23 protein-coding genes are annotated in these 26,357 nt (G+C 59.8%); 15 read left to right on the forward strand and 8 right to left on the reverse strand.

The features are described from left to right. Positions 1-176: 176 nt before the first annotated feature. A complete protein-coding gene (gene bioB / locus PMI36_RS00850; protein ID WP_007904183.1) occupies positions 177-1,232 on the reverse strand; it encodes a biotin synthase BioB in 1,056 nt (351 codons plus the stop codon). Between the two features lie 90 nt (positions 1,233-1,322). Here bioB and PMI36_RS00845 point away from each other — a divergent pair, with 90 nt between their 5' ends. The 5 genes from PMI36_RS00845 to rarD all read left to right on the forward strand — a co-directional run bounded on the left by PMI36_RS00845 (position 1,323) and on the right by rarD (position 7,169). Further along, positions 1,323-2,063: a ComF family protein gene (locus tag PMI36_RS00845; RefSeq protein ID WP_008076411.1), complete on the forward strand. Its 741-nt coding sequence runs from the start codon at positions 1,323-1,325 to the stop codon at positions 2,061-2,063. A gap of 63 nt (positions 2,064-2,126) precedes the next feature. Then, positions 2,127-2,891, forward strand: a complete 765-nt coding sequence (locus PMI36_RS00840) for a TOBE domain-containing protein (protein WP_008076412.1) — start codon at positions 2,127-2,129, stop codon at positions 2,889-2,891. Between the two features lie 130 nt (positions 2,892-3,021). Beyond that, positions 3,022-4,923, forward strand: a complete 1,902-nt coding sequence (locus PMI36_RS00835; RefSeq protein WP_008076415.1) for a PhoX family protein — start codon at positions 3,022-3,024, stop codon at positions 4,921-4,923. Between the two features lie 208 nt (positions 4,924-5,131). After that, positions 5,132-6,106 (forward strand): serine/threonine protein kinase, encoded by a 975-nt coding sequence (locus tag PMI36_RS00830; RefSeq protein WP_008076417.1) that lies wholly within the window; start codon positions 5,132-5,134, stop codon positions 6,104-6,106. Between the two features lie 175 nt (positions 6,107-6,281). Next, positions 6,282-7,169, forward strand: coding sequence for an EamA family transporter RarD (gene rarD, locus PMI36_RS00825; protein WP_008076419.1), 888 nt, complete (start codon positions 6,282-6,284; stop codon positions 7,167-7,169). A gap of 214 nt (positions 7,170-7,383) precedes the next feature. Here rarD and PMI36_RS00820 read toward each other — a convergent pair whose 3' ends face one another. After that, the gene (locus tag PMI36_RS00820; RefSeq protein WP_008076421.1) at positions 7,384-7,902 is read right to left on the reverse strand and encodes a glycine cleavage system protein R; all 519 of its coding nucleotides are present in this window, start codon (positions 7,900-7,902) and stop codon (positions 7,384-7,386) included. 335 nt (positions 7,903-8,237) lie between these two features. Further along, complete coding sequence (locus tag PMI36_RS31600) at positions 8,238-8,504, reverse strand: hypothetical protein (protein WP_131816009.1); 267 nt, start codon at positions 8,502-8,504, stop codon at positions 8,238-8,240. On the opposite strand from PMI36_RS31600, the gene PMI36_RS00815 reads away from it, so the two are divergent. Beyond that, positions 8,487-10,664: a malate synthase G gene (locus tag PMI36_RS00815; RefSeq protein WP_008076423.1), complete on the forward strand. Its 2,178-nt coding sequence runs from the start codon at positions 8,487-8,489 to the stop codon at positions 10,662-10,664. The genes PMI36_RS31600 and PMI36_RS00815 overlap by 18 nt on opposite strands. A gap of 155 nt (positions 10,665-10,819) precedes the next feature. Here the strand turns inward: PMI36_RS00815 and PMI36_RS00810 are convergent, their stop codons facing one another. Further along, complete coding sequence (locus PMI36_RS00810) at positions 10,820-11,266, reverse strand: response regulator (protein WP_008076424.1); 447 nt, start codon at positions 11,264-11,266, stop codon at positions 10,820-10,822. Between the two features lie 266 nt (positions 11,267-11,532). Between PMI36_RS00810 and PMI36_RS00805 the strand changes: the two genes are divergently transcribed. From PMI36_RS00805 to PMI36_RS00775, 8 genes are all read left to right on the forward strand, one after another. After that, a complete protein-coding gene (locus tag PMI36_RS00805; protein ID WP_008076426.1) occupies positions 11,533-13,473 on the forward strand; it encodes a putative nucleotidyltransferase substrate binding domain-containing protein in 1,941 nt (646 codons plus the stop codon). Next, positions 13,470-14,177 carry a 3'-5' exonuclease gene (locus tag PMI36_RS00800; RefSeq protein ID WP_008076428.1) on the forward strand — a complete coding sequence of 236 codons (708 nt, stop codon included), beginning with the start codon at positions 13,470-13,472 and terminating at the stop codon, positions 14,175-14,177. Before PMI36_RS00805 ends, PMI36_RS00800 begins: the two co-directional genes overlap by 4 nt. A 249-nt stretch (positions 14,178-14,426) precedes the next feature. Continuing rightward, entirely contained in the window at positions 14,427-14,945 is a 519-nt protein-coding gene (locus PMI36_RS0130025; RefSeq protein ID WP_032830771.1) for an RNA polymerase sigma factor, read from the forward strand. After that, positions 14,942-15,913 carry a FecR domain-containing protein gene (locus tag PMI36_RS00795; RefSeq protein ID WP_008076431.1) on the forward strand — a complete coding sequence of 324 codons (972 nt, stop codon included), beginning with the start codon at positions 14,942-14,944 and terminating at the stop codon, positions 15,911-15,913. The genes PMI36_RS0130025 and PMI36_RS00795 overlap by 4 nt, the downstream gene beginning before the upstream one ends. Before the next feature lie 256 nt (positions 15,914-16,169). Then, entirely contained in the window at positions 16,170-18,608 is a 2,439-nt protein-coding gene (locus tag PMI36_RS00790; protein ID WP_008076432.1) for a TonB-dependent siderophore receptor, read from the forward strand. Positions 18,609-18,677: 69 nt separating this feature from the next. After that, a complete protein-coding gene (locus PMI36_RS00785) occupies positions 18,678-19,808 on the forward strand; it encodes a PepSY-associated TM helix domain-containing protein (protein WP_008076433.1) in 1,131 nt (376 codons plus the stop codon). Continuing rightward, positions 19,805-19,984, forward strand: coding sequence for a hypothetical protein (locus tag PMI36_RS00780; protein WP_008076434.1), 180 nt, complete (start codon positions 19,805-19,807; stop codon positions 19,982-19,984). The genes PMI36_RS00785 and PMI36_RS00780 overlap by 4 nt, the downstream gene beginning before the upstream one ends. Before the next feature lie 193 nt (positions 19,985-20,177). Next, entirely contained in the window at positions 20,178-20,807 is a 630-nt protein-coding gene (locus tag PMI36_RS00775) for a glutathione S-transferase (protein ID WP_032830772.1), read from the forward strand. A gap of 211 nt (positions 20,808-21,018) precedes the next feature. Here PMI36_RS00775 and creD read toward each other — a convergent pair whose 3' ends face one another. Beyond that, entirely contained in the window at positions 21,019-22,389 is a 1,371-nt protein-coding gene (gene creD / locus PMI36_RS00765; protein WP_008076449.1) for a cell envelope integrity protein CreD, read from the reverse strand. Positions 22,390-22,625: 236 nt separating this feature from the next. Here creD and PMI36_RS00760 point away from each other — a divergent pair, with 236 nt between their 5' ends. Beyond that, positions 22,626-23,636: an acyltransferase family protein gene (locus tag PMI36_RS00760; protein WP_008076451.1), complete on the forward strand. Its 1,011-nt coding sequence runs from the start codon at positions 22,626-22,628 to the stop codon at positions 23,634-23,636. A 1-nt stretch (position 23,637) separates the two neighbouring features. On the opposite strand, the gene creC is transcribed toward PMI36_RS00760, so the two are convergent. The 3 genes from creC to rloA2 are packed head-to-tail and all read right to left on the reverse strand — an operon-like array spanning position 23,638 to position 26,317. Beyond that, on the reverse strand, positions 23,638-25,071 hold the full coding sequence (gene creC, locus PMI36_RS00755; RefSeq protein ID WP_008076454.1) for a two-component system sensor histidine kinase CreC: 1,434 nt from the start codon (positions 25,069-25,071) through the stop codon (positions 23,638-23,640). Beyond that, positions 25,071-25,751, reverse strand: a complete 681-nt coding sequence (gene creB / locus PMI36_RS00750) for a two-component system response regulator CreB (RefSeq protein ID WP_008076455.1) — start codon at positions 25,749-25,751, stop codon at positions 25,071-25,073. The genes creC and creB overlap by 1 nt, the downstream gene beginning before the upstream one ends. Positions 25,752-25,810: 59 nt before the next feature. Beyond that, the gene (rloA2, locus tag PMI36_RS00745; RefSeq protein ID WP_007904116.1) at positions 25,811-26,317 is read right to left on the reverse strand and encodes a retropepsin-like aspartic peptidase RloA2; all 507 of its coding nucleotides are present in this window, start codon (positions 26,315-26,317) and stop codon (positions 25,811-25,813) included. Positions 26,318-26,357: the final 40 nt, after the last annotated feature.

Consider the following 26,357-nt stretch of genomic DNA (forward strand, 5'->3'; position numbering starts at 1 on the left):
ACCGAGTCACGGCCATCGCGGGCAAGCCACGCTCCCACAGGTTGGGCGCGGTTAATGTGGGAGCGGGCTTGCTCGCGAAAGCAGTGTGACATTCAACATTGATGTCGGCTGTACTGACGCCTTCGCGAGCAAGCCGAATCGTCGCACCGCCGCTCCCACATTCGATTTGTGCTGGATCAGACAGCCGCGTTATAGAACATCTCGCTGCTCTTCTGCTCCACCAGCGCTTGTTCGATGGCGGCCTGATGCACTTCGTCGGCGTGCTCTTCGCGGGCTTCTGGCAGGATGCCCAGACGCGAGAACAGTTGCATGTCCTTGTCCGCCTGCGGGTTGGCGGTGGTCAGCAGTTTTTCGCCGTAGAAAATCGAGTTGGCGCCGGCAAAGAACGCCAGGGCTTGCATCTGCTCGTTCATCGCTTCACGGCCGGCGGACAGACGCACATGGGATTTTGGCATCAGGATGCGAGCGACCGCGAGCATGCGGATGAAGTCGAACGGGTCGACGTCGTCAGCATTTTCCAGCGGCGTACCGGCAACTTTCACCAGCATGTTGATCGGCACCGACTCTGGATGCTCAGGCAGGTTGGCCAGCTGAATCAGCAGGTTGGCGCGGTCATCGAGGGACTCGCCCATGCCGAGAATGCCGCCGGAACAGATCTTCATCCCCGAATCACGCACGTAAGCCAGGGTTTGCAGGCGCTCGCTGTACGTACGGGTGGTGATGATGCTGCCGTAGAACTCAGGCGAGGTATCGAGGTTGTGGTTGTAGTAATCCAGGCCGGCTTCGGCCAGGGCGACGGTCTGGTCCTGATCGAGACGGCCTAGGGTCATGCAGGTTTCCAGGCCCATGGCTTTCACGCCTTTGACCATTTCCAACACGTACGGCATGTCTTTGGCCGACGGGTGTTTCCACGCCGCGCCCATGCAGAAACGGGTCGAACCGATGGCCTTGGCACGAGCAGCCTCTTCGAGGACCTTCTGCACTTCCATCAGTTTTTCTTTTTCCAGGCCGGTGTTGTAGTGACCGGACTGCGGACAATATTTGCAATCTTCCGGGCAAGCACCGGTCTTGATCGACAGCAGCGTCGAAACCTGGACACGGTTAGCGTCGAAATGCGCGCGGTGCACCGTCTGCGCCTGGAACAACAGGTCGTTGAATGGCTGAACGAAGAGTGCTTTGACTTCGGCCAAAGACCAGTCATGACGCAGGGTTGCAGTGGTGCTGGCGCTCATGGGCGTTTCCTTGTTTATGCTTGGCAAGCGGCTGGGGAATGGAATACCCACAGACGCGACACGGATGTTCGGCATATTTAAGGAAGAGCGATGCGCTGTCAACCACGATACGTAGGACCGGTTTACATCTGGTTAAACAATAACCAACACTGCTTACTCTGCAGCGAAGCGACAGAAGATATCCGGCCAATCTGTATGGCCTGCGAAACCGACCTGCCCTGGCTGGGCGAGCACTGCCAAACCTGCGCCCTGCCCTTGCCTGCCACGGGCCTGACCTGCGGCCAATGCTTGAAACAACCGCCGGCCTTCGAACGAGTCGCAGCGCCCTGGACTTACAGCTTTCCGGTCGACAGTTTGATCACCCGCTTCAAGCACAGCGCAAAGTGGCCGTTAGGCCGCCTGCTCGCCGAACTTCTCGCTCAGTTCCTGCAGCATCGCTTCGATGAAGACCTGGATCGGCCCGACGCGCTGATACCCGTACCGCTGGCCGCCAAACGTCTGCGCCAGCGGGGTTTCAACCAGGCGGCAATGCTCGCCCGCTGGCTCAGCGTCAGCCTCGACATTCCTTGCGATGAAACGCTGTTGCTGAGGATTCAGGACACCAGCGCACAACAAGAGCTGAATGCCGATGCCCGAAAAAAGAATCTTCGGAACGCCTTTGCCCTGGCGCCCAGGGCCTTGATCAAGGGTCGCCACTTCGCATTGGTCGACGATGTGCTGACTACCGGCGCCACCGCCCAGGCCCTGGCTCGCTTGCTGATGGATGCGGGCGCCGCGCGAGTCGATGTCTACTGCCTGGCCCGTACCCCAAAACCTGGCGAGGTGACCTGACTTGACTCTCGTGCGCCAAGCCGCCAACGTCCTCCCCATCGCCACAGCCCAAAGCGTCTAGCCATGTCCTTGCCTACGTTGTTGTCCCAGCACATTGCCCGTCGCCCGCAGCGCATCGCGTTGCTGCAACACATCGCCGAACAAGGCTCGATCACCCGCGCCGCGAAAAGCGCCGGCCTGAGTTACAAGGCGGCGTGGGACGCCATCGACGAGCTGAACAACCTCGCGCAGAAACCGCTGGTCGAGCGTAGCGTCGGCGGCAAGGGCGGTGGCGGCGCAAAACTGTCCAGCGAAGGTGAGCGCGTGTTGCGCCTGTATCAAAAGTTGCAAGCCTTGCAGGCTCAGGTGCTGGAAGCCGCCGAGGATGCCAGCGACCTGGACCTGCTCGGTCGACTGATGCTCAGAACCAGTGCGCGCAATCAACTGCACGGCAAGGTCGTGGCGATCGATGCGCAAGGACGCAACGACCGCATCCGTCTTGAACTGGCCGAAGGCTTGCGTATCGATGCGCAGATCACTCACGACAGCACTCTGCGCCTGGAACTGCAAACCGGCACCGAAGTAGTGGCGCTGATCAAGGCCGGTTGGCTGGAACTGCTGGGCATCGACCAAACCGCAACGCCCGGCAACAATTGCCTGAAGGGCATGATCGAAGAAATCCTCGACGCCGACGACGGCCCCAGCGAAGTGCGCATCGGCCTGCCCAATGGCCAGACACTTTGCGCCCTGGCCGAGCCGCTGCACCTGAAAAGCCTCGAGCTCACCGCCGGAAAACCGGTGCTGGTGCAATTCGCGCCATCCAACATTCTGCTGGGCACACCGCTCTAGCCCAAGTGCATCGCAACCTCTGTAGGAGCTGCCGAAGGCTGCGATCTTTTGATTCTGATTTTAAGAGACTGCAACAAAAGCTTCATCGACCACCATTAAGGTGGCTGCAAAAACCCGCAGGGAGCCTGATGTGAGCTTATTAGAAGACAACCAACCCACCGACCTCGAAAAAATGGTCGGCCTCAGCCGTCGTGGCTTCATCAGCGCAGGTGCCCTCTGCGGTGCGGCGATGTTTCTCGGTGGCAACCTGCTGAGTCGCAGCGTGCTGGCCGCCAGCGTCAGCGCCGGCTCCAGCAAACTGTTGGGTTTCGACAGCATTGCCGCCGCCACGACCGATACCATCACCCTGCCGCCGGGCTACAAATCCTCGGTACTGATCAGCTGGGGCCAGCCGCTGCAAAAGAATGGCCCGGCGTTCGACCCGAGCGGCAACGGCACGGCCCAGGCGCAGGAAGTCCAGTTCGGCGACAACAACGACGGCATGAGCCTGTTCGAATTCCCCGGTGAAAAAGACCGGGCGCTGATGGCGATCAACAACGAATACACCAACTACCGCTACCTCTACCCTCACGGCGGCATGCCGCAATCGGCGGAAGATGTGCGCAAGGCCCTGGCCTGCGAAGGTGTGTCGGTGATCGAAGTGCAGCGCAAGAATGGCCAGTGGCAGTTCGTCCAGGGCTCGCGCTACAACCGCCGCATTCACGGCAACGCGCCGATCAGCCTGAGCGGTCCGGCGGCCGGTCACGAGCTGATGAAAACCAGCGCCGACAAACACGGCAAGAACGTCCTCGGCACCTTCCAGAACTGCGCCAACGGCAAGACGCCGTGGGGCACTTATCTGACCTGCGAAGAGAACTTCACCGACTGCTTCGGCAGTAGCAATGCCGAGCAGAAATTCGATGCCGCGCAGAAACGCTACGGCGCGGTGGCGGCCAGTAAAGAAATCAACTGGCATCAACACGATCCGCGCTTCGACCTGGCGAAAAACCCCAACGAACTCAATCGTCATGGCTGGGTGGTGGAAATCGACCCGTTCGATCCGCAGTCCACGCCGGTCAAACGCACCGCGCTGGGCCGCTTCAAACATGAAAACGCCGCACTGGCCGAAACCAATGACGGTCGCGCCGTGGTGTACATGGGCGACGACGAACGTGGCGAGTTCATCTATAAATTCGTCAGCCGCGACAAGATCAACCACAAAAATCCCAAAGCCAACCGCGACCTGCTGGATCACGGCACCTTATACGTGGCGCGTTTCGACGCGGGCGACGGCAATGCCGATCACCCGAAAGGCCAGGGTCAGTGGATCGAACTGACCCACGGCAAAAACGGCATCGACACCAGCAGCGGTTTCGCCGATCAAGCCGAAGTGTTGATTCACGCCCGCCTCGCGGCCAGCGTGGTGAAAGCTACGCGCATGGACCGCCCGGAATGGATCGTCGTCAGCCCCAAGGATGGCCAGGTCTATTGCACGCTGACCAACAACGCCAAGCGTGGCGAGGACGGGCAACCGGTGGGCGGGCCGAACCCACGCGAGAAGAACGTCTACGGGCAGATTTTGCGCTGGCGGACCGACCGCGACGATCACGGTTCGAAAAGCTTTGCCTGGGACCTGTTTGTGGTTGCCGGCAACCCGGGCGTCCACGCCGGCACGCCGAAGGGCGGTTCGTCGAACATCACTCCGCAGAACATGTTCAACAGTCCGGACGGTCTGGGCTTCGACGAGGCCGGTCGCCTGTGGATCCTCACGGATGGCGATTCGAGCAACGCAGGCGACTTCGCGGGCATGGGCAATAACCAGATGCTCTGTGCCGACCCCGTGACGGGCGAGATCCGTCGTTTCATGGTCGGCCCGGTGGGCTGCGAGGTGACGGGGATCAGCTTCTCGCCGGATCAGAAAACCTTGTTTGTCGGGATTCAGCATCCGGGGGAAAACGGCGGGTCGACGTTCCCTGAGCACCTGCCCAACGGCAAGCCGCGGTCTTCGGTGATGGCGATTTCCCGTGAGGATGGCGGGATCGTCGGCGCCTGATCGGGCCTCTTCGCGAGCAAGCCCGCTCCCACATTAGATCTAAGGTGTGCCGCAAATTGCATTCACACTGAAGACCACTGTGGGAGCGGGCTTGCTCGCGAAGGCGTCAACCCAGACAACACTTACCTCAACCCCACCCCCTAAAGAAGCCCCGTCTGCGCTACCATGTTTGGCCCGACGCGGCAGCCTGCTGCGCGCAGGAGTCAGCATGGCCCACCCGTTTGCAACGCTCACCCCAGACCTCGTGCTCGATGCCGTCGAAAGCATCGGCTTTCTCAGCGACGCCCGCATTCTGGCGCTCAACAGCTACGAGAACCGTGTCTATCAGGTCGGCATCGAAGACTCCGAACCGCTGATCGCCAAGTTCTACCGCCCGCAGCGCTGGACCAACGAAGCGATTCTCGAAGAGCACCAATTCACCTTTGAACTCGCCGAATGCGATGTACCGGTGGTCGCACCGATGATTCACAACGGTGCCAGCCTGCACGAACACAACGGTTTCCGTTTCACCCTGTTTCCCCGTCGCGGCGGCCGTGCGCCGGAGCCGGGCAATCTCGATCAGCTGTATCGCCTGGGGCAACTGCTGGGTCGGTTGCACGCGGTCGGCTCTACCAAACCGTTCGAACACCGTGAAGCGCTGGGAGTAAAGAACTTCGGTCAGGACTCGCTGACGACATTGCTCGAAGGCAATTTCGTACCCAAAAGCTTGCTGCCGGCCTACGAGTCCGTGGCCCGCGACCTGCTCAAGCGGGTCGAAGAGGTCTACATGGCCACGCCGCACCAGAACATCCGCATGCACGGCGATTGCCACCCCGGCAACATGATGTGCCGCGACGAGATGTTCCACATCGTCGACCTCGACGACTGCCGCATGGGCCCGGCGGTGCAGGATATCTGGATGATGTTGGCGGGTGATCGTCAGGAATGTCTGGGGCAGTTGTCGGAATTGATGGACGGCTACAACGAATTCCACGACTTCGACCCGCGGGAACTGGCGCTGATCGAACCGCTACGCGCTTTGCGCCTGATGCACTACAGCGCCTGGCTCGCCCGTCGCTGGGACGACCCGGCCTTCCCTCGCAGCTTTCCGTGGTTCGGCACCGAGCGCTATTGGGGCGATCAGGTATTGGCGTTGCGTGAGCAACTCGCCGCACTGAACGAAGAACCACTGAAGTTGTTCTGACGAACACAAATCCAATGTGGGAGCGGGCTTGCTCGCGAATACGGTTTCACATTCAACAGAGATGCTGACTGAACTACCGCTTTCGCGAGCAAGCCCGCTCCCACAAGGTCCGCGACATGTCCCGGCAAATCTCCTTACAATCCCCTCTTTGTTAGCTGCCTAAGCAAGGATTCTCATGCAAGCCGCCAACCCGCGTCGCGGGTACATCCTGGGCCTGAGTGCCTACATCATCTGGGGCCTGTTCCCGCTCTACTTCAAAGCCATTGCCAGCGTACCCGCCGTGGAGATCATCATCCACCGAGTACTTTGGTCCGCGCTGTTTGGTGCTTTGCTGCTGCTCGTCTGGAAGCATCCCGGCTGGTGGCGCGAGCTGCGTGAGAACCCCCGACGGCTGGCAATCCTGGCCCTGAGCGGCACGTTGATCGCCGCCAACTGGCTGACCTACGTCTGGTCGGTGAACAACGGGCGCATGCTCGAAGCCAGCCTCGGTTACTACATCAACCCGCTGGTAAACGTGTTGTTGGGGATGCTGATCCTCGGCGAACGACTGCGACGCATGCAATGGCTGGCGGTTGGCCTGGCAGCGATCGGTGTCGCGCAGCAAGTGTGGCAAGTCGGCAGTTTGCCCTGGGTGTCGCTGGTGCTGGCATTGACCTTCGGCTTCTACGGACTGATCCGCAAGCAGGCCCCGGTCAAGGCGCTGCCGGGACTGGTGGTGGAAACCTGGATGCTGGTGCCGATTGCTGTCGCCTGGTTGCTGTTCAATCCAACGGCGACCAGCGCGCAAGCCGAATTCTGGACCACCTCTGAAGCCTGGTGGCTGGTGGCTGCAGGTCCGGTGACGCTGGTGCCGCTGGTGTGTTTCAACGCCGCCGCCCGGCACTTGCCCTACACCACCCTCGGATTTCTCCAGTACCTGGCGCCGACGCTGGTGTTGCTGCAAGCCGTTCTGCTGTTTGGCGAGCACTTGTCGTCCAGCACGCTGGTGGCGTTCATCTTTATCTGGGCCGGTCTGGCGGTTTACAGCATCGACGCGTGGATAAGTCTGCGCCGTCGCAGCTGATCAGAAAACGTACAAACCTCTACAGGCCACGTCTCCCGTGGCCTGCATCCATCCTTCCCAAGGTTATCCACAGCGTGATCCCCGGCGTTTGTGCGCAAGTCACTGAAACTGCTGGTTTTTTGATCAGATCCTGAAGAGTCACGGACGACGTGGCCTGACGAGGTGTCTCTACAGGTTATCCACAGGCAGGTGCACGTATAACTTGGATAACCTTTCAGGGTTCGCTACGCAGCACCAATTCGACCATCAGATCGTCCGCCAGGGTTTCCAGGCGCGATTGCAGCACCTCCAGCGACAAGGTCAGTGGCACCGCGAGAATCGCTTCAGCGTGGAACAAAGGCTCGCTGCTCATCGGCGCCGGGCGTACTTCGGTCACCAGACTTTCCAGGTTCACGCCCTGTTCGCTCAGCAGGCGCGTAATGTCTCGCACGATGCCCGGACGATCATTGCCCACCAGTTCCATGGCAATCGGCTTCCAGGTGCAGGATTGTTCGATGCCGCTTTCGGCGATCATCACGCGAATCCCCTGGACCGACAGTCCCTGTAGGGCGTCTACCAGTTCATCGTAAGCCTCGGCCGGTACACCCACCCGAAGAATCCCGGCGAACTGCCCGGCCATCCGCGACATGCGGCTCTCCAGCCAGTTGCCACCATGCTCGGCAATGCATTGGGCAATGCGCTCGACCTGCCCGGGCTTGTCCAGAGCGAATACCGTGAGTACGAGGTGGTTCATGGCGCAGCCCTCTTGTCATGACTTTTGTTATAGAAAAGCAAGTATAGGCAAGGGGCTGGTTGTGGCGAGGGGGCTTGCCCCCGTTCGGCTGCGCAGCAGTCGCCAAATTGCCAAAATGCGGACTGTTCGGATAGATGCAGAGGGCCGCTTCGCGCCCCAGCGGGAGCAAGCTCCCTCGCCACAAAGAGCAGTGCCCCATAGCAGGGCTTCGAAGATTATGTGTACAAGTTTTTATATTTAACTGGAACAATCCAATAGTTTTTTGAGAACATCCCGTTCCTCGCCATGACCGCAATGCGTCATGGGGTCGCAGAACGACGTATTTAGTCTAATTTTCACAACCGCAATTCATCATGTAGTATGCCGCAGCGCGCACTACATAACGCTGGATCGATGTCTGCCGCAGGTGCCGTCGCAACCCCTGAAAGCCCTGTCAGCAAGGCCGCAAAGCCGTTGATCGGATCGAACCCAGCCGCCAGCAATGGCATGTACTGGTAGATGGGTTTGTGGTTTAAATGGCCAGAGGCTTCATTGTTAAATTGAAGAGCTGAAAAGCGAAATAGCTGAGCAGAGTGAGGCAAGCAATGACTGAACACGTTCAAGTCGGTGGCCTGCAGGTCGCCAAAGTCCTGTTCGACTTCGTGAACAACGAAGCCATTCCCGGTACCGGCCTCACCGCCGACACGTTCTGGGCCGGTGCCGACAAGGTCATCCATGACCTGGCGCCGAAGAACAAAGCCCTACTCGCCAAACGCGATGATTTCCAGGCACGTATCGATGCCTGGCACCAGGCTCGTGCAGGTGTTGCGCACGATGCGGTGGCCTACAAAGCCTTCCTGCAAGACATCGGTTATCTGCTGCCAGAAGCGGCTGATTTCCAGGCAACGACACAAAACGTCGATGACGAAATCGCCCGCATGGCCGGTCCACAGTTGGTGGTGCCGGTGATGAACGCGCGCTTCGCGCTCAACGCCTCGAATGCCCGCTGGGGTTCGCTGTATGACGCGCTCTATGGCACCGACGCCATCAGCGAAGCGGACGGCGCGGAAAAAGGCAAAGGCTACAACAAGGTTCGCGGCGACAAGGTCATCGCCTTCGCCCGCGCCTTCCTCGACGAAGCCGCGCCATTGGCTGCCGGCTCCCACGTCGATTCCACAGGCTACAAGATCATTGACGGCAAACTGGTGGTCGCCCTCAAAGGCGGCAGCAACACCGGCCTGCGCGACGATGCGCAACTGATCGGTTTCCACGGCGATACTGCGGCTCCAACTGCGATACTGCTGAAAAACAACGGCCTGCACTTCGAAATCCAGATCGACGCCAGCACCCCCGTCGGCCAGACCGACGCGGCCGGCGTCAAAGACATCCTGATGGAAGCCGCGCTGACCACCATCATGGACTGCGAAGACTCGGTCGCCGCGGTCGATGCCGATGACAAAGTGGTGATCTACCGCAACTGGCTCGGCTTGATGAAGGGCGATCTGTCGGAAGAAGTCTCCAAGGGCGGTCAGACCTTTACCCGCACCATGAACGCCGACCGCACCTATACCGCCCTCGATGGCAGCGAACTGAGCCTGCACGGTCGCTCCCTGCTGTTCGTACGCAATGTCGGTCACCTGATGACCATCGACGCGATCCTCGATAAAGACGGCAACGAAGTACCGGAAGGTATTCTCGACGGTCTGGTGACTTGCCTCGCGGCGATTCATAGCCTCAACGGCAACAGCTCGCGCAAGAACAGCCGTACCGGTTCGGTCTATATCGTGAAACCGAAGATGCACGGCCCGGAAGAAGCGGCGTTCACCAACGAGCTGTTCGGTCGCATCGAAGACGTGCTGGGCTTGCCACGCAATACCCTCAAAGTCGGGATCATGGACGAGGAACGCCGTACCACGGTCAACCTCAAGGCCTGCATCAAGGCTGCCGCCGAGCGCGTGGTGTTCATCAACACGGGCTTCCTCGACCGCACGGGTGATGAAATCCATACCTCCATGGAAGCCGGCCCGATGGTGCGCAAGGCCGACATGAAGGCTGAGAAGTGGATCAGCGCCTACGAGAACTGGAACGTCGACATCGGCCTGAGCACCGGCCTGCAAGGTCGCGCCCAGATCGGTAAAGGCATGTGGGCCATGCCGGACCTGATGGCAGCGATGCTCGAACAGAAAATCGCTCACCCGATGGCGGGTGCCAACACCGCCTGGGTTCCATCGCCGACTGCCGCCGCGTTGCACGCGCTGCATTACCACAAGGTCGACGTGTTCGCCCGTCAGGCCGAACTGGCCAAACGCGCACGCGCTTCGGTGGACGACATCCTGACCATCCCGCTGGCCGTCAACCCAGACTGGACCGCGGAGCAGATCAAGAACGAACTGGACAACAACGCCCAGGGCATTCTCGGTTACGTGGTGCGCTGGATCGACCAGGGAGTGGGTTGTTCGAAAGTGCCGGACATCAATGACGTCGGCCTGATGGAAGACCGTGCGACGCTGCGTATTTCCAGCCAGCACATCGCCAACTGGCTGCGTCACGGCATTGTCACTGAAGATCAGGTGATGGAAAGCCTCAAGCGCATGGCGCCGGTGGTTGACCGTCAGAACGCCAGCGACCCGCTGTACCGTCCGCTGGCACCGAACTTCGACAGCAACATCGCCTTCCAGGCGGCGGTCGAACTGGTGGTCGAAGGTACCAAACAGCCGAACGGCTACACCGAGCCGGTTCTGCACCGTCGTCGTCGCGAGTTCAAGGCTGCCAATGGCCTTTGAGTAAACGCTGATGTCGGACATGAAAAAGCCCTGATCGAAAGATCAGGGCTTTTTCATTTGAAAAGCAGAATCAAAAGATCGCAGCCTTCGGCAGCTCCTACAGGTAGATCACATCCCCATGTAGGAGCTGCCGAAGGCTGCGATCTTTTGGCGGTTCACACATCCATCCCCAGCTCATGCTTGACCAATTCAAGCAGTTTGCCGCTGTCGATGGGCTTGAGCAGAAAGTCCACTACGTGCAAGTGCATGGCTTCGATCGCATCCTTCACGTCGGCGTCGCCGGAGACGATGATGATCGGCAATGCCGCACGCGCCGACTCCCGCACCTGACGGATCAAATCGAGACCATCGACGTGCCCCATTCGCAGGTCGGTAATCACCAGCCCGATCGATGACTTCGTCTCCAGTAACTTGAGCGCCGCTTCGCCACTGGCCGCCGTCATGCAGTGAATGCCGTCCAGTCTCAGAATTTCCGACAGCAACTCCCTGGAGTCTTTATCGTCATCGACGATCAGCACCCGTTGCGGCGGCAAGTCTGGTTCCAACATGACGGCACTGAGCGCTTCGCGCTCGGCATCACTCAAAATATCGTGGTCGGACATGGCTTTCTCAACGTTTTCGATTCAATCCCTGACACAGTGTGTCTGACACCGCTCAGCAGAGCTTCAATGTGCACTTCGTCGGAAATTATTCCAATAGACAATGTAGGGGGTTTTTCCCACATTCGTGTCAGATCTTTCCGATATTCAGGCCGCTGCACTGCCTACCTAGACTTACGTCCAATGGGCACCCTGCCCGTAGGGGCCGACCATGCCTGTAACGATCTGACACAACGATCCGACACAACAATCAGAAAAAGACTGCGGTAATGGTTATGAGTAAAGCGGACGCCTTCACCCAGGCAGGGAAAACCGCGGTGTTGCAGAACATCCAGGGCACTTTGCAATTCCTACAGCGCTTCCCGCCGTTCAATCAGATGGAAAACGCCCACCTGGCCTATCTGGTCGAGCAATGTCAGCTGCGTTTTTATGCCCCCGGCGAAAGCATCATCAAACCTGCCGATGGCCCGGTTGAGCATTTCTACATCGTCAAACAGGGCCGGGTCGTGGGCGAACGTCCGCACACGGCCAAGGGGGGGACCGAAACCACCTTCGAAATCACCACCGGCGAGTGCTTCCCCCTCGCCGCGCTACTGGGGGAACGGGCGACTCGCACCGAACACCTGGCGGCCGAAGATACCTTTTGCCTACAGCTGAATAAGCTGGCGTTCATCAAACTGTTCGCACTTTCCAGCCCGTTTCGCGACTTTGCCCTACGCGGGGTCAGCAGTTTGCTGGATCAGGTCAACCAGCAAGTCCAGCAAAAAGCCGTGGAAACCCTCGGCACCCAGTACTCGCTCAATACCCGACTGGGTGAACTGGCCATGCGTCACCCGGTGACCTGCAGTCCGAGCACTGCGCTACGTGAAGCCGTAACGCTGATGCACAATCAACAAGTCGGCAGCATCGTGGTGGTCGATGAGCAAAAGGCGCCCCTGGGCATTTTCACCCTGCGCGACTTGCGCCATGTGGTTGCCAGCGGCACCAATGATTTCAATGAAGCCATCGAAGGGCACATGACCCGGGCGCCGTTTTACCTGACGCCGGACCACAGCGCCTTCGATGCCGCGATTGCAATGACCGAACGGCACATCGCCCACGTCTGCCTGGTCAAGGACCAGCGCCTGTGCGGCGTGGTCTCGGAACGCGACCTGTTTTCCCTGCAACGGGTCGATCTGGTGCATCTGGCGCGGACTATTCGCAGCGCCCAGAAGCTGGAAAACCTGGTGGCGATGCGCGGCGAGATCGGCCAATTGGTGGAGCGGATGCTCGCGCACGGAGCATCCTCGACCCAGATCACCCACATCATCACCCTGCTCAACGACCACACCGTGTGCCGGGTAATCGAACTGGTACTCGCCGAGAAAGGCGACCCCGGCGTGCCGTTCAGTTGGCTGTGCTTCGGCAGCGAAGGCCGCCGCGAGCAGACGCTGCACACCGATCAGGACAACGGCATTCTGTTCGAGGCCCGCGACGCGGCCCACGCCGCCGAGATTCGCGGCAAGTTGCTGCCCATCGCCCAGCAGATCAATCAGAACCTGGCGCTGTGCGGCTTCACCCTGTGCAAAGGCAACATCATGGCCGGCAACCCCGAACTGTGTTTGTCTCGGGCCGAATGGGCGCGACGTTTTGCGGCGTTTATCCGCGAGGCGACTCCGGAAAACCTGCTGGGGTCGAGCATCTATTTCGACCTGCGCGTAGTCTGGGGCGACGAGCGAGGCTGCGAGCAACTGCGCCAGGGTATTCTCGATCAGGTCGGCGACAACCGCTTGTTCCAACGGATGATGGCCGAAAACGCCCTGCGTAACCGTCCACCCGTAGGACGTTTCCGCGAATTCGTGCTGGCTCGCAAGAATGGCGAGAAAGCCACCCTCGACCTGAAACTCCAGGGCTTGACCCCTTTCGTCGATGGCGCTCGAGTGCTGGCCCTGGCTCACGGCATCGACGCCAACAATACCCTGGAGCGCTTTCGCCAATTGGTGGACAAAGAAGTCATCGAACGGCTGGACGGCGCGGCGTATGAAGAGGCGTATCACTTCATCCAGCAAACCCGCATGCAGCAACATCAGCTACAGACCCGGGAGAATTTCCCCTACTCCAACCGCGTCGATCCTGACAGCCTCAATCATCTGGACCGCCGCATCCTGCGTGAATCCCTGCGCCAGGCCCAACGCCTGCAAAGCAGCCTGACCCTGCGGTATCAGTTATGAGCCTGTTTTCATGGCTGCGGCCGGTAAGCCCCATTTTGCCCGGCGAACTGCAACAACGTCTGGAGCGCTTGCCTGCCGTGGCCGAGCTGGGCGATTACAGCCTGCGCGAACAACGCTGGGTAGTACTCGACCTGGAAACCACCGGGCTGAACCTGAATAAGGATCGGCTGTTGTCCATCGGCGCGGTGGTGATCGAGGACGGGGCGATCGATTTCAGCCAGCAATTTGAACGCACGCTGCAATGCACCGAACTCAAACTCGGCCCCAGCGTGTTGATTCACGGTCTGGGCCCGAGCGCCATTGCCGCCGGCAGCGACCCCGCGCAAGCCTTGCTCGAATTCATGGAGTTCGTCGGCGACAGTCCGGTGTTGGCGTTTCATGCGCCGTTCGACCAGCACATGCTGGGGCGCGCGCTGAAAGAACATCTGGGCTACAAGTTGCAGCATCCGTTTCTGGACGTGGCCGACATCGCGCCGCTGCTTTGTCCACAGGCCCACATTCGCGAGGCCGGGCTGGACGAGTGGATCGACTGGTTCAAGCTGGAGGTTTTCGAGCGGCATAACGCCAGTGCCGATGCCTTGGCGACGGCGGAGCTGGTGCTGATTCTGTTCAGCCGGGCGCGACAGCAGCAGATTCATAGCCCGTTGAATTTGCAGCAGCGACTGAGTCAGTGGAAGCGGCGGCGCCAGGCTCCGTCTTTCTAGATCTTCGGTGACTGTTCGGGCCCCATCGCGGGCAAGCCACGCTCCCACAGGTTTTGTGCCGTTTGCGAAATCGGCGGACGACGAAAAACCTGTGGGAGCGTGGCTTGCCCGCGATGAACGATAACTTGGTCTGACTGGATATTTCCCCCGCCAAAACCACCCGACCAGCGCCAATTGCTTACCTCCCCCGCCTCTGCCACAATCGCGAACAATTCTCGTTACTTAACACTTCCCCTTCGGTGATGTTGCGTGTCGTCAGTCCAAAGCCCCCAGAGTGAGCTCGTTGGTGCGTTGTATCGCGACCATCGCGGTTGGCTATTAGCCTGGCTACGGCGCAACGTGGCCTGCCCGCAACGGGCCGAAGACCTTAGCCAGGACACCTTCGTGCGCTTGCTGGGCCGTGACGAACTGAAGGCACCTCGCGAACCTCGGGCATTTCTGGTGGCGATCGCCAAGGGTCTGCTGTTCGACTATTTCCGCCGTGCCGCACTGGAACAGGCCTACCTCACCGAATTGATGCTGGTTCCCGAAGGCGAACAACCCTCGGTGGAAGAACAGCAACTGATCCTCGAAGACCTCAAAGCCATCGATCGCCTGCTGGGCAAGCTCTCGAGCAAGGCCCGGGCAGCGTTTCTCTATAACCGTCTCGATGGCCTCGGCCACGCCGAAATCGCTCAGCGTCTGGGGGTGTCGGTGCCGCGGGTTCGTCAATATTTGGCGCAGGGCATTCGCCAGTGCTACATCGCGTTGTACGGTGAACCGGTATGAGCCCGGTCAATTCCAAGCCCGTGTCGGCTCAGGTGCTGGATGCCGCGATTGCCTGGCAACTGTCGCTGGATTCCGGCAACGCGGTCGAGCGCGAAGAGTTTGCCAAATGGCACGCCGCCCACGAAGAACATGCTCGGGCGTGGCGTCAGTTAGGCATGCTCGACCAGCGTTTCAGCGTTGCCAGCGGCCCGGCCCGCACTGCCCTGCTGCAATCGCGCGAAAGCATCCGGCGCCGGGTGCGCAAGCTCGGCAGTGGTCTGGCCAGCGTCGTCGCGGTGATCGGCCTGGCGCTGTTCGCCGGTGATCGTTATCTACCCATCGACTATTGGCTGGCCGACCAGCGCACTGCCACCGGCGAGCAACGCACCCTGCGCCTGACCGATGGCACGCTGATCAACCTCAACACCCACAGTGCCGTGGATGTGCGTTTCGATGAGAAGCAGCGGCTGATCGTCCTACAGGAAGGAGAAATCCTCGTCGAAACCGGCCATGGCGATGCCCGGCCGTTTATCGTCGAAACTCGCGAAGGCAGCATGCGAGCACTGGGGACACGGTTCCTGGTCAAGCGTGAAGAAGAAGGCACGCGCCTGAGCGTGTTGCAATCAGCGGTAGCCGCCCATCCCGAATCGAGCCCCGAGGAACAGATCCTGCGCGAAGGCCAGCAAGTGCTGATACGCAGCAATGGCTTGGGCCTGATCATCGCCCTCAACCTCGGCGCCGATGCCTGGACCCGCGGCATGCTGGTGGTGGACAACGCGCGGCTAGAGGATCTGATCCAGGAACTCGCTCGCTATCGTCGCGGGCATCTTGGCGTCACGCCAGAGGTCGCCGACCTGCGCATCACCGGCAGCTTCCCGCTGAACGATACCGACAAGGCGTTGAGTGCGCTTTTACCGACCCTGCCGGTGCAGATCGAACAGCACACGCCATGGTGGGTAACGGTCGCGAAGGCTGACGCCAAGCCCTGAATTCAGCGCAGATCCTGTGGGAGCGGGCTTGCTCGCGAAAGCGGTGTCCTAGGCAACATTAATGTCGACTGACACGCCCTCTTCGCGAGCAAGCCCGCTCCCACAGGGATTGTGCATAACTGACTGGCATTAGGGCAGCTCCCCTCCCCACATTAGAAATGGCTGAATATAAATTATTTTCATCTCGCCCTATCACTTTTGAATTCTCGTCCGGCACCTAGGCAATTGAGAAACATTTCCATTCAGGAGCCGCTGTATGTCCCGTTCGCTAGACACCGTGTTGCGCCCCCATTTGCTGGCGGTCGCCATTGCCCTTTGCGCCCCTTTGGCCAGCGGCCCACTGATTGCCGCCGAACAGGCGTCCAGCGTTCGCGCCTACAACCTGCCGGCTGCGCCATTGGCCAGCACCCTGAACCAGATCGCCAGCCAGGCCGGCCTGGCGCTGTCGTTGAATCCATCGCTGGCGGCGGGCAAGACCTCGGCCCCGGTGAAGGGCCAGTTCGACGCCACGGGCGCCCTGCGTGAAGCCCTGCGCGGCACCGGCCTGCAACTGGAACAGAGCAGCGCCGGTACCTACAGCCTGGTGGCCGTGCCCGAGGGCGTGATGGCCTTGCCGGAAACCGCGATCATCGGCGCGGGAAACACTGAAAACGCCTGGGGCCCGACCGAAGGTTACCTGGCCACCCGCACCGCGGCAGGCACCAAGACCGACGCCGCGATTGCCGAACTCCCTCGCTCAGTCTCGGTAGTCACCCGCGAGCAAATGGATGATCGCTCCGTGCTCAGCCTCAACGATGCCCTGCGCTATACCGCGGGCGTACAGAGCAGCGGTTATGGCTCGGATTCGCGCAGTGACTGGCTGCTGGTGCGCGGTTTTATACCCACTCAGTTCCTCGATGGTTTGCCGCTGCCAAAAGGCAACTACGCCACGCCGAAAATCGAACCGTGGAACCTTGAGCGCATCGCCGTCCTGCGTGGCCCGGCGTCCTCGGTCTACGGCCAGACGCCGCCTGGCGGTCTGCTGGACATGGTCAGCCGTCGACCCGAGGCACAAAGCAGCCATGAAGTGGAACTGCAGGCCGGGAGCAACGAACACAAGCAGATCAACTTCGACAGCACCGGCAAGATCGACGACGAAGGCCAGTTTCTCTATCGCGTCAGCGGTGTGGTTCGGGACAGCAATGCGCCGGTCGATCACATTCCCGACAAACGCTACAACCTGGCACCCAGCCTGACCTGGAACATCAACGACGACACCCGACTGACCTTGCTGTCCCAATACACCCGCGACGACACCGGTATCACCGGACAGTTTCTGCCACTGCAAGGCACAAAACTGAGTACCCCCGCCGGCAAGATTTCCCATCACAAGAACCTTGGCGATCCGGACTGGGAATTCTACGACCGCACCTATTACGCCCTGGGTTATGCCTTCGAACACCGCTTCAACGACACCTGGCAGTTCCGCCAGAACTTGCGCTACACCAAGAATGACCTGGAATTTCAGGGCATCACCGCCGGCGGGCAGATCTGGCCGGCCGGCCCGGATGAAGCGGTCAGCGACGACGGCACCATCCAGCGCACCGCCGGCAAGGTCGATGAGGACATCAGCCAGTTCGCCGTGGATAACAACTTCCAGGCCGACTTCCAGACCGGGGCCCTGAGCCACACTTTGCTGCTGGGCCTGGACCACCAGCGTTCCAACAGTAATTCCCGCTGGTTGTGGGGTTCGGCGGGCGTGCCGTCCAGCAACATCAACCGGCCGGTGTACGGACAGGACTTTTCCAACGTCACTTACTTCACGATGTACGACTACAACCAAAAGACCCAGCAGACGGGCCTCTACGCTCAGGACCAGATCGCTCTGGACAACTGGCGCCTGACGCTCGGCGGGCGTGAAGACTGGGTCCATACCGGCACGATATTCCACAATCAGAACGATGCGACCAACACTCAGCGCGACAAGAAATTCAGCGGCAACGCAGCGCTCAGCTACGTCTTCGACAATGGCGTAACGCCCTACCTGTCGTATGCGGAGTCTTTCCAGCCAGCATCCGGTGCCACGGTCAACAGCACCGATTCGTTCAAGCCGACTGAAGGCAAGCAATACGAAGCCGGGATCAAGTACCAGCCACCCGGTACCAAAACGCTGCTCACCGCTGCCGTGTTCGACCTGACTCAGGAAAACCTCTCGGTCACCGAAAACAACATCACCCGTCAGGTGGGTGAAGTCCGGGTACGCGGTCTGGAACTGGAGGCCAGCGGCGACGTTACCGACAATCTCAAACTGGTCGGTTCGTACACCTACAACGACAGCGAAATCACCAAAGGCGCCAGCGCCGAAAAAGGCAAGCGCATGGCGCAGGTTCCGCGCCAGCAGGCCACTGCATGGGCCGACTACACCTGGCACAACGGCCTGCTCGATGGCTTCGGCGTGGGCGCCGGTGTGCGTTATGTCGGCGACACCTACGGCAATACCACCAACACCGATTGGGGCCACGTCGGCTCCTACACCGTGTATGACGCCTCGGCGCATTACGATCTCGGTCGCCTGAACAGTTCGCTCAAGGGTGTATCGGTTGCAGTGGACGCCAAGAACCTGTTCAACAAGGACTACCTGTCCACCTGCGACGGTTTCTACTGCTACTACGGCGACGAACGCAACGTGGTCGCCAGCGTGAATTACAAGTGGTAACGGGTTGACCCCATCGCGATAAAACAAGGGTCACGGCACAGCCGTGACCCTTTTGCATTTGGATGAATCATGAAAAGCAAAACCATCCGCCGCTGGTCATTCGTTCACACCTGGACCAGCCTGATCTGCACGGTATTCCTGCTGATGCTGGCGCTGACTGGCCTGCCGCTGATCTTCCACCACGAGATCGACCATCTGCTGGGCGATGCCGCCGAGTTGAAATCCATGCCGGCCGATACCCCGCAGCTGGATTTGCAGCAGTTGGTGCAAGCGGCTGAAAAGCATCGTCCTGGCGACGTCGTGCAGTATTTCGGCTACGACGATGAAGACCCCAACGGCGTGATCGCCATCATGGCGCCCACCGCCGGCACCGAGCCGAACTCGTCCCACACCTTCCTGCTCGACGCTCGCACCGGCGAAGCATTGGAAATGCCGTCGGCCAATGGCGGGCTGATGATGGTCATGCTGCGCCTGCACGTGGACATGTTCGCTGGCCTGCCGGGCAAGTTGCTGCTGGCGTTCATGGGGATTCTGTTTGTGCTGGCGATCGTCTCCGGAACGGTGCTGTACCTGCCGTTCATGCGGCGTTTGAAGTTCGCCACCGTGCGCCACGACAAATCCACCCGCCTGCGTTGGCTCGATCTGCATAACCTGATCGGCGTGGTGACGCTGACCTGGGCCTTGGTGGTCGGCGTGACTGGCGTGATCAGTGCCTGCGCCGACTTACTGATCGCCGCGTGGCGCAGCGACAGCCTGAGCGCGATGATCGCGCCTTACCGCGATGCGCCGCCGCTGACTCAATTGGCGCCTGCGACCCGTCTGCTCGACATCGCCAAAGAAGTCGCGCCGGGCATGCAGCCCGATTTCATCGCCTTCCCCGGCACGCGGTTTTCCAGCGAACACCATTACGCCGTGTTCATGAAAGGCAGCACTCACCTGACCTCGCACCTGCTGACACCGGTGTTGATCGACGCCAGCACCCTGCAAGTTACCGCCGTGGCTGAACGCCCTTGGTACATGGACGCCATGGGCATGTCGCAGCCGCTGCACTTCGGGGATTACGGCGGCATGCCGATGAAGATTCTCTGGGCGGCGCTGGATGGGCTGACGATAATTGTGCTCGGCAGCGGCGTTTACCTGTGGGTCGTGCGGCGCAAGGTCGCGAAACCTGTACTCGAAAACGTGGAGAACCCGGCATGAGACCGAGACAGTCGAACTTCTGGAAGGTCTTTGCCACGCCCACCGTCATTGCCCTGCTCAGCGCCGCGGGGCTGTTTGCCGCGTTGCTGGGCGATGGCGTGTGGGATGCATTGAGCTGGCTCGGGCTGGGCATCCCCGCCGCCCTCGCCATGCGCGGGCTGCTGCAACGCCATTGAACAGCACAAAACCTGTGGGAGCGGGCTTGCTCGCGAAAACGGAGTGTCAGGCGAAATAAATGCCAACTGATACACCGCTTTCGCGAGCAAGCCCGCTCCCACATTTCGTTCCGTGCTCAGCCGTGAGCTCGTGCTTGAGCTCAAGCACTAAAGCGCTATGCTGCCGACACTGCCCATGATCGAGATCGTTGCCATGTCCGCTCCCAGCATGACCTTATTCCACAACCCTGCCTCGCCTTTCGTTCGCAAAGTCATGGTGCTGCTGCACGAAACCGGTCAAATGAACCGTGTGGCGCTGCAAGCCAGCCAGCTCACGCCTGTCAGCCCGGATCTGGCCCTCAACGAAGACAACCCGCTGGGCAAGATTCCGGCGCTGCGCCTGGCCGACGGCAATGTGTTGTACGACAGCCGGGTGATCCTCGATTACCTCGACTATCAGCACGTCGGCAATCCGCTGATTCCTCGTGAAGGCTCGGCGCGCTGGCGGCGCATGACACTGGCTTCTCTGGCAGACGGGATCATGGATGCCGCGGTGATGATTCGCTATGAAGTAGCCCTGCGCGCGCCGGAAAAACACTGGGACGAATGGCTTGACGGTCAGCGCGACAAGATTCGTCGCGCCCTGGCCCTGCTGGAAGCCGACGCGATTGCCGAGCTGACCAGCCATTTCGATGTGGCGGCGATCAGTGTGGCCTGCGCCTTGGGTTACCTGGATCTGCGCCATCCAGATCTGGAATGGCGCAAAGAGAATCCGAAGCTGGCAGAGTGGTATTTTGAGGTGAGTCAGCGGCCTTCGATGATTGCGACGATGCCCAAGGTTTAGATATTCGCTGGCTGTACCGGCCTCTTCGCGAGCAAGCCCGCTCCCACAGGGGATTTGTGTTGTTCATTCCATATTTGTAACAACACAGAGCCAATGTGGGAGCGGGCTTGCTCGCGAATGCACCACACCGGATCTAACGGAAACAACCCGGTAATCCGCGTCGCCAACACCTCGCCTACCCGCTGATCTTCGCGCAACCCCAACGACCGGCTCATTCCACGGCTCCAATATCAAACGCCAGCGGCTTGGCCGGTTTCTGCCCGATCCCGTACCAGTCCAGCTTGCGGGTCAGCACCATGAACACGCCCAGCAGCCCGAACAACAGCAACGAGCCCATCAACAGCGCGTAATCCTCGGCACTCAGCAAGCCATAGAGCAAGCCATACAACGCCGCCAACCCCGCCGAAAAACTCAAGCCGTGACGCACGCTGCGCAGCACATGGCAGACATAGAACCCGATCAACAACACACAACCACTCGCCGACAGCAGATACGCCAGGGCAAAGCCGATGTGTTCGGACAGCGACAGCAATAACAGGTAGAAGAACGCCAGCGCCACGCCCACCAGCGCGTATTGCACCGGGTGTACCGCCAGGCTTTTCAGCACTTCGAAGAGGAAGAAACCAGCGAAGGTCAGGACGATGAACAGCAACGCGTATTTGATTGCCCGGTCACTTTTCAGGTACTGGTCCACCGGGTCGATGAAACTCACGCCGAAGCTGCGACCGCTGAATCCCTCGCACTGGCCGCCAGACACACAACTGTTCAACGCCTCTTGCAGGTTGGTGGAGAAAAACGAGGTCTGCCAATGGGCGGTGAAACCCTGATCGGTGATTTCACGCTGGGCCGGTAGGTAGTTACCGATGAAGCTGGGATGCGGCCAATTGGCGGCCAGTGAAACCTTGCTGGTCTTGCCCACCGGAAGAACCTGCAACTGGCCGGTGCCTTGCAGACGCAAGCTGAAACCGAATGCCAGTTCCGTGGCCTGTTTGGTGTCCAGCGCCGGCAACGTCACATGTACCCCCTCGCCCAACCACCCCACCTGACTACCCGGTACAAAGTCCAGGCTCTGGCCATTGAGTTCGAGCTTCAGCGCATTCTCGATGCCGCGAATGTCGCTGATGCCGACGGCCAGGAACGGTTGGTCAAACCGGTAATCGGCGAAGTCCTCCTTGATACCCAGTTGCGCCGGGACCGAGAAATGCCCGCTGATGCGGTTGTCGGCATGAAACAGCCGAGCCTCGTAGATACCCCGGGCGCGCAGTTCGGTCTGGACCTGGCCGTCCAGTTCGAAGCGCTCCGGCAGGAAATACAAACGGCCGCGTTCCTCGCGAACGTCCTGGTAACGCTGGTTGGTTTTTTCGTTGGTTTTCCAGGTGCGCACCGTTTTGCGATAGGGCACCACCATCAGCGGGCCGCTCAGTTGCTGGCTGTAACTGGAACTGCGGGCGATGTCTTCGAGCACACCGTCGCGCAGTTGTTGCCGCTCCTGGATCACGCCGTTGATCATCAGCAACGGGATCAGCAGCAATAGAATCAAAAGGGCAATCGCCCCCAGTTTTAGGGTCAGGCTACGGTTCATGGGACTCTCCCTGTTTGGATGGGGAAAGTCTGGGTCAGTTGTGTGGGGGTTTCGTGGAGGATCTGTGGGGATTGTGTGTAAATACCTGTAAAAGCCTTTTGGGTCTTGGCACATTGCGCTACCTTCAGGCCCCCTGCGGGTATCTGCACCCATTCCGGATACATTTTACTGCCAGCTACAGTTCAGATTTTCGCCCCTTTGTTTGATATAGAGGAGGCCAGACAAGGAGCGCCTCTTTGCGAAACAACTCATTTGACCTGATCAGACACCTCGCTGCCCTCATGGTCCTGGTCAGCCATCACTTTGTGCTGTCGGGCATGAGCGAGCCGGGGATAACTGGTTACAACTCGTTGGGCGGTATAGCGGTCATTTGCTTCTTCGCTATTTCCGGGTTGTTGATCACCCTCAGTTATTTGAACGCCGCTAGCTTTCAAGACTACCTGGCAAAGCGTGTCGCTCGAATCTTTCCGGCGCTTATCGCTTGCTCATTTTTGATGACCTACGTGGCCGGAGCGTTCTTTGCCAGCGACTATGTCTTGGGAAAAGAGGCTTTGGTCGACTTTCTGCGCATTTCAGCCTTTGGACGTGCCTCCATTGATGAAGTAACCAGCGACTTCATCTTCAGCGAATCCTTTAACGGAAGCCTGTGGACGTTAAAGATCGAGTTCGTTTTTTACATTCTGCTGGCGGTGGTACTGACTTTGTATCGCAGCCCCTTGATGCCTCTGGCTTTGTTACTGCTGTTTGGCCTCGCAACCCTTGTCCTGAGCAACTACATCACGGGCGCACTGGCGCAGAAATTTCTGGTCTACTGCGCCGCGGGCATAGCGTTTTTCTCGGGATCATTGGTCGCCTTTCATCAACATCACTTCAACAGCCCTCGCACAAAAGCAATCGTACTGGCCGCCTCCATCCTACTGATAGTAGTTTCCTTGGGAACTTCGTCGGTGTGGGTCACCGCCACTCTAGGGGTTAGTCTGGCAACCATCAGCCTGGGCCTGTTGTACGTAGATAAAACCATCAGAGGCCGGTTTGATATCTCGTATGGCATCTATCTGTATGCCTTTCCCGTACAACAACTGGTCATCAATAAAACCCCACTGGCCTTTGTACCGTCCATTGTTGTCACGACTTTTATTGTCATCGGCCTGGCAACACTTTCATGGTTGTTCATCGAGCAGCCGGCACTCAAGTTCGTGCATAGAAACAAGGCCCGAAAATCAGTGCCTGGCTGGGTAGCTCCTTGAGTCAATGACGAGTCGCCTCAGGCAAATGCAACTTGGCCTCTACACCGCCAGCAACGTTGCCTACCCACAGTTGGCCGTTGTGCAGTTTGACCACTTCTTCAACGAAGTTAAGCCCCAACCCGGTACTCTTACGCCCACTGTCCGGACGCGGCAGCGAGTAAAAACGCTCGCTCAAGCGCGGCAATGCATAGTCAGGAATCGCCTCGGCCTGGTTGAACAGCCTGAACTCAATCTGCTCACCGACTCGCTCGGCGCGCAAGCGCAGCACGCCATGAGGCGAGGTGAAGTCCAAGGCATTCTCCAGCAGATTACCCAGCGCCTGGCGCAACAGAAACGGCTCGCCGAGCAGATTCAGATCCGCTGCAATCTGCTGTTCCACACACAACTGCTTGCCTTCGATTCGCGCAGCCTGCGCGCTCAATAGCTCATCCACCAAACCCGCCAACGGCACCGCCACCCGCTCTTCCAGCCCTTGGCGCTGTTCCACCTGCGCCAGGTTCAACAGCCGTTCGATCAACTGCTGCATGCGCGCACTTTCGCTGTCGATGTTGCTGACGAAACGCTGCTGCTGAGCCAGCGGCATCTGGCCTTGCAGCAACTCCGCAGCACCACGGATCGCCGCCAGCGGGCTTTTCAATTCATGGGTCAGGGTGTGTACATAACGCTCGACGTAGGCTTTGCCTTCGAGCTGCGTGCGCATCTGCTCCAGCGCCGTGGCCAGTTGTTCCAGCTCGCCGCCACGATAATGCGGCACCTCGACCCGACGACCTTCGCTGACGGCCTGGGCATACGCCGTCAACCGCCGCAGCGCCGCGCTCAGCCACCACGACAACAGCGCACCGAACAGCAAACCGAGGCCAATCAGCGCGGCGCCATAAATCAGCAATCGCCGCTCGGTGCGATCAACGTAAGGCTGCAGCGAGCTGTTGGGTTTGGCCACCGTCACCACGCCGATGATCTGGCCGTTGTCGCGAATCGGTGCCCCGACATGCATCACCGACGAATTCGAATCATCCGGGTTGCTGCGCGTCGAACGCGCGCCGTACTCCCCGCGCAGGGTCAGGTAGACGTCGTTCCAGCGCGAGTAGTCCTGGCCTACCGCGATGCCGCTGGAATCCAGCACCACGATGCCCTTGGCATCGGTCACGTAAATACGGTGGTTGACCTGATTCTTCGGCATTCCCCAGATATTCGCCTTCGGCTGCCGTTCGCCATAAGCCTTGAGCAACTCAGGCCAGCGGTTCTGGCTGAGGGTGCCGGCCTTGAAGTCATCGCGCAGGATCTCGGCCATCAGGTTGGCCGTGTCCACCAGGGTTTCTTCGGTGGACTGACGCACGCCGGGGCGGATTTCTTCCATCACGGTGTTGAGCACGAAGTAGCCGGTCAGGCCGATGAACAGCACGTAGACCAGAAAAATCCGGATCCCCAGTGGCATCAGCTGTGCCCCGGGCTGTAGCTGTAACCGAGGCCGCGATGAGTTTGGATCGGCTCGGCGTCGGCCTTCACCTGGCGCAATTTGGCGCGCACGCTCTTGATGTGGCTGTCGATGCTGCGCTCATAGCCGGCGTCGGCGGACACGCCCAGTGCATCGAGCAATTGCTCGCGGCTAAAGACTCGCTCGGGTTGTTCCAGCAGGCATTGCAGCAAACGAAACTCATGGCGAGTCAGGCTCAGGGGCTGACTGCGATAGCTGATCTGCACTCTTTCGCTGTCGATGCGAAACAGTGCTGAAGCCACCTCCGCCACCGGTCGTAGCGCCATGCGCTTGAGAATCGCCCGGACCCGCGCCGCCACTTCCCGGGGGCTGAACGGTTTGACCACGTAGTCGTCGGCGCCGATCTCCAGACCCACCACGCGGTCGATCTCTGCATCACGGGCGCTGAGGAACATCACCGGCACTTCGCTGAAACGCCGCAATTGCTTGCAGGTCTCAAAGCCGCTGATATCAGGCAGGCCGATGTCGAGAATGATCAAGTCAGCCGGCGTGGCGCGCTGATGCTCGAGCGCCGCTGCGCCAAGGCTCAACCACGTGGTGGTAAAGCCCTCGCCCTGCAAGGCGAAAATCAGGGTGTCGGCAATCGCCGCTTCGTCTTCGACAATCAGGATATGAGGCATGGCGTCCGAGCCCGTTAGTTAGGTGGGCGAACGGTGCCCCAAGGCTGATTCGCCGTCAATCAGCAGTCGGGTTTGTCTGCCGTGAAACGCCGTGCCGGGTTCACCGCCGCACCGAATTCACGCAGTGCTTTGGCGCCGATCAACAGCGGGTAATTGAAGCTGCTGCGGTCGGTCAGGTTAACCTCGACAGTACGCTTGACGTTGCCCAGGCACAGTTCCAGATCAACCACTGGCCGTTTGGTGGGTTCGATCGCTTCTTTGTCATCGTCGTCTTCTTCGGAGCGAGTCTTGATCTTGCTGATCCGCGCGACCTTGTGTTCGTAGACCTTGTTGCTCGCGCCTTTGGTGGCGAGGCGAAAACGCACCCACTCATCGCCGTCGCGGGTGAAGGTTTCGATGTCTTTGGCCGACAGCGACGCGGTCAGGGCGCCGGTGTCCATTTTGGCCTTGAGGACTTCGCCGCCGATTTCCGGCAGCGCGATGTATTCGTAACGCCCGTACAGGGTTGGCTCAGCAGCCAGGACCGGCAGGGCCACGAGGGAAAGCAGTGCAAGGAGAGATTTCACGTAGGGGGGTTCCTTGAAGAGTGGGCAGCGGGATTTTAGA

It is taken from the genome of Pseudomonas sp. GM79 (assembly GCF_000282495.1).
GTDB lineage: Bacteria > Pseudomonadota > Gammaproteobacteria > Pseudomonadales > Pseudomonadaceae > Aquipseudomonas.

Coding starts and splice junctions, on each gene's coding strand:
- creC (WP_008076454.1), bottom strand. CDS start 25,071: ATGCCACTGGGGATCCGGATTTTTCTGGTCTACGTGCTGTTCATCGGC.
- creB (WP_008076455.1), bottom strand. CDS start 25,751: ATGCCTCATATCCTGATTGTCGAAGACGAAGCGGCGATTGCCGACACC.
- PMI36_RS00780 (WP_008076434.1), top strand. CDS start 19,805: ATGAGACCGAGACAGTCGAACTTCTGGAAGGTCTTTGCCACGCCCACC.
- PMI36_RS00845 (WP_008076411.1), top strand. CDS start 1,323: ATGCGCTGTCAACCACGATACGTAGGACCGGTTTACATCTGGTTAAAC.
- PMI36_RS00785 (WP_008076433.1), top strand. CDS start 18,678: ATGAAAAGCAAAACCATCCGCCGCTGGTCATTCGTTCACACCTGGACC.
- PMI36_RS00805 (WP_008076426.1), top strand. CDS start 11,533: ATGGTTATGAGTAAAGCGGACGCCTTCACCCAGGCAGGGAAAACCGCG.
- PMI36_RS00790 (WP_008076432.1), top strand. CDS start 16,170: ATGTCCCGTTCGCTAGACACCGTGTTGCGCCCCCATTTGCTGGCGGTC.
- PMI36_RS00795 (WP_008076431.1), top strand. CDS start 14,942: ATGAGCCCGGTCAATTCCAAGCCCGTGTCGGCTCAGGTGCTGGATGCC.
- rarD (WP_008076419.1), top strand. CDS start 6,282: ATGCAAGCCGCCAACCCGCGTCGCGGGTACATCCTGGGCCTGAGTGCC.
- PMI36_RS00800 (WP_008076428.1), top strand. CDS start 13,470: ATGAGCCTGTTTTCATGGCTGCGGCCGGTAAGCCCCATTTTGCCCGGC.
- PMI36_RS00830 (WP_008076417.1), top strand. CDS start 5,132: ATGGCCCACCCGTTTGCAACGCTCACCCCAGACCTCGTGCTCGATGCC.
- PMI36_RS00775 (WP_032830772.1), top strand. CDS start 20,178: ATGTCCGCTCCCAGCATGACCTTATTCCACAACCCTGCCTCGCCTTTC.
- PMI36_RS00815 (WP_008076423.1), top strand. CDS start 8,487: ATGACTGAACACGTTCAAGTCGGTGGCCTGCAGGTCGCCAAAGTCCTG.
- creD (WP_008076449.1), bottom strand. CDS start 22,389: ATGAACCGTAGCCTGACCCTAAAACTGGGGGCGATTGCCCTTTTGATT.
- PMI36_RS00840 (WP_008076412.1), top strand. CDS start 2,127: ATGTCCTTGCCTACGTTGTTGTCCCAGCACATTGCCCGTCGCCCGCAG.
- bioB (WP_007904183.1), bottom strand. CDS start 1,232: ATGAGCGCCAGCACCACTGCAACCCTGCGTCATGACTGGTCTTTGGCC.
- PMI36_RS00820 (WP_008076421.1), bottom strand. CDS start 7,902: ATGAACCACCTCGTACTCACGGTATTCGCTCTGGACAAGCCCGGGCAG.
- PMI36_RS00810 (WP_008076424.1), bottom strand. CDS start 11,266: ATGTCCGACCACGATATTTTGAGTGATGCCGAGCGCGAAGCGCTCAGT.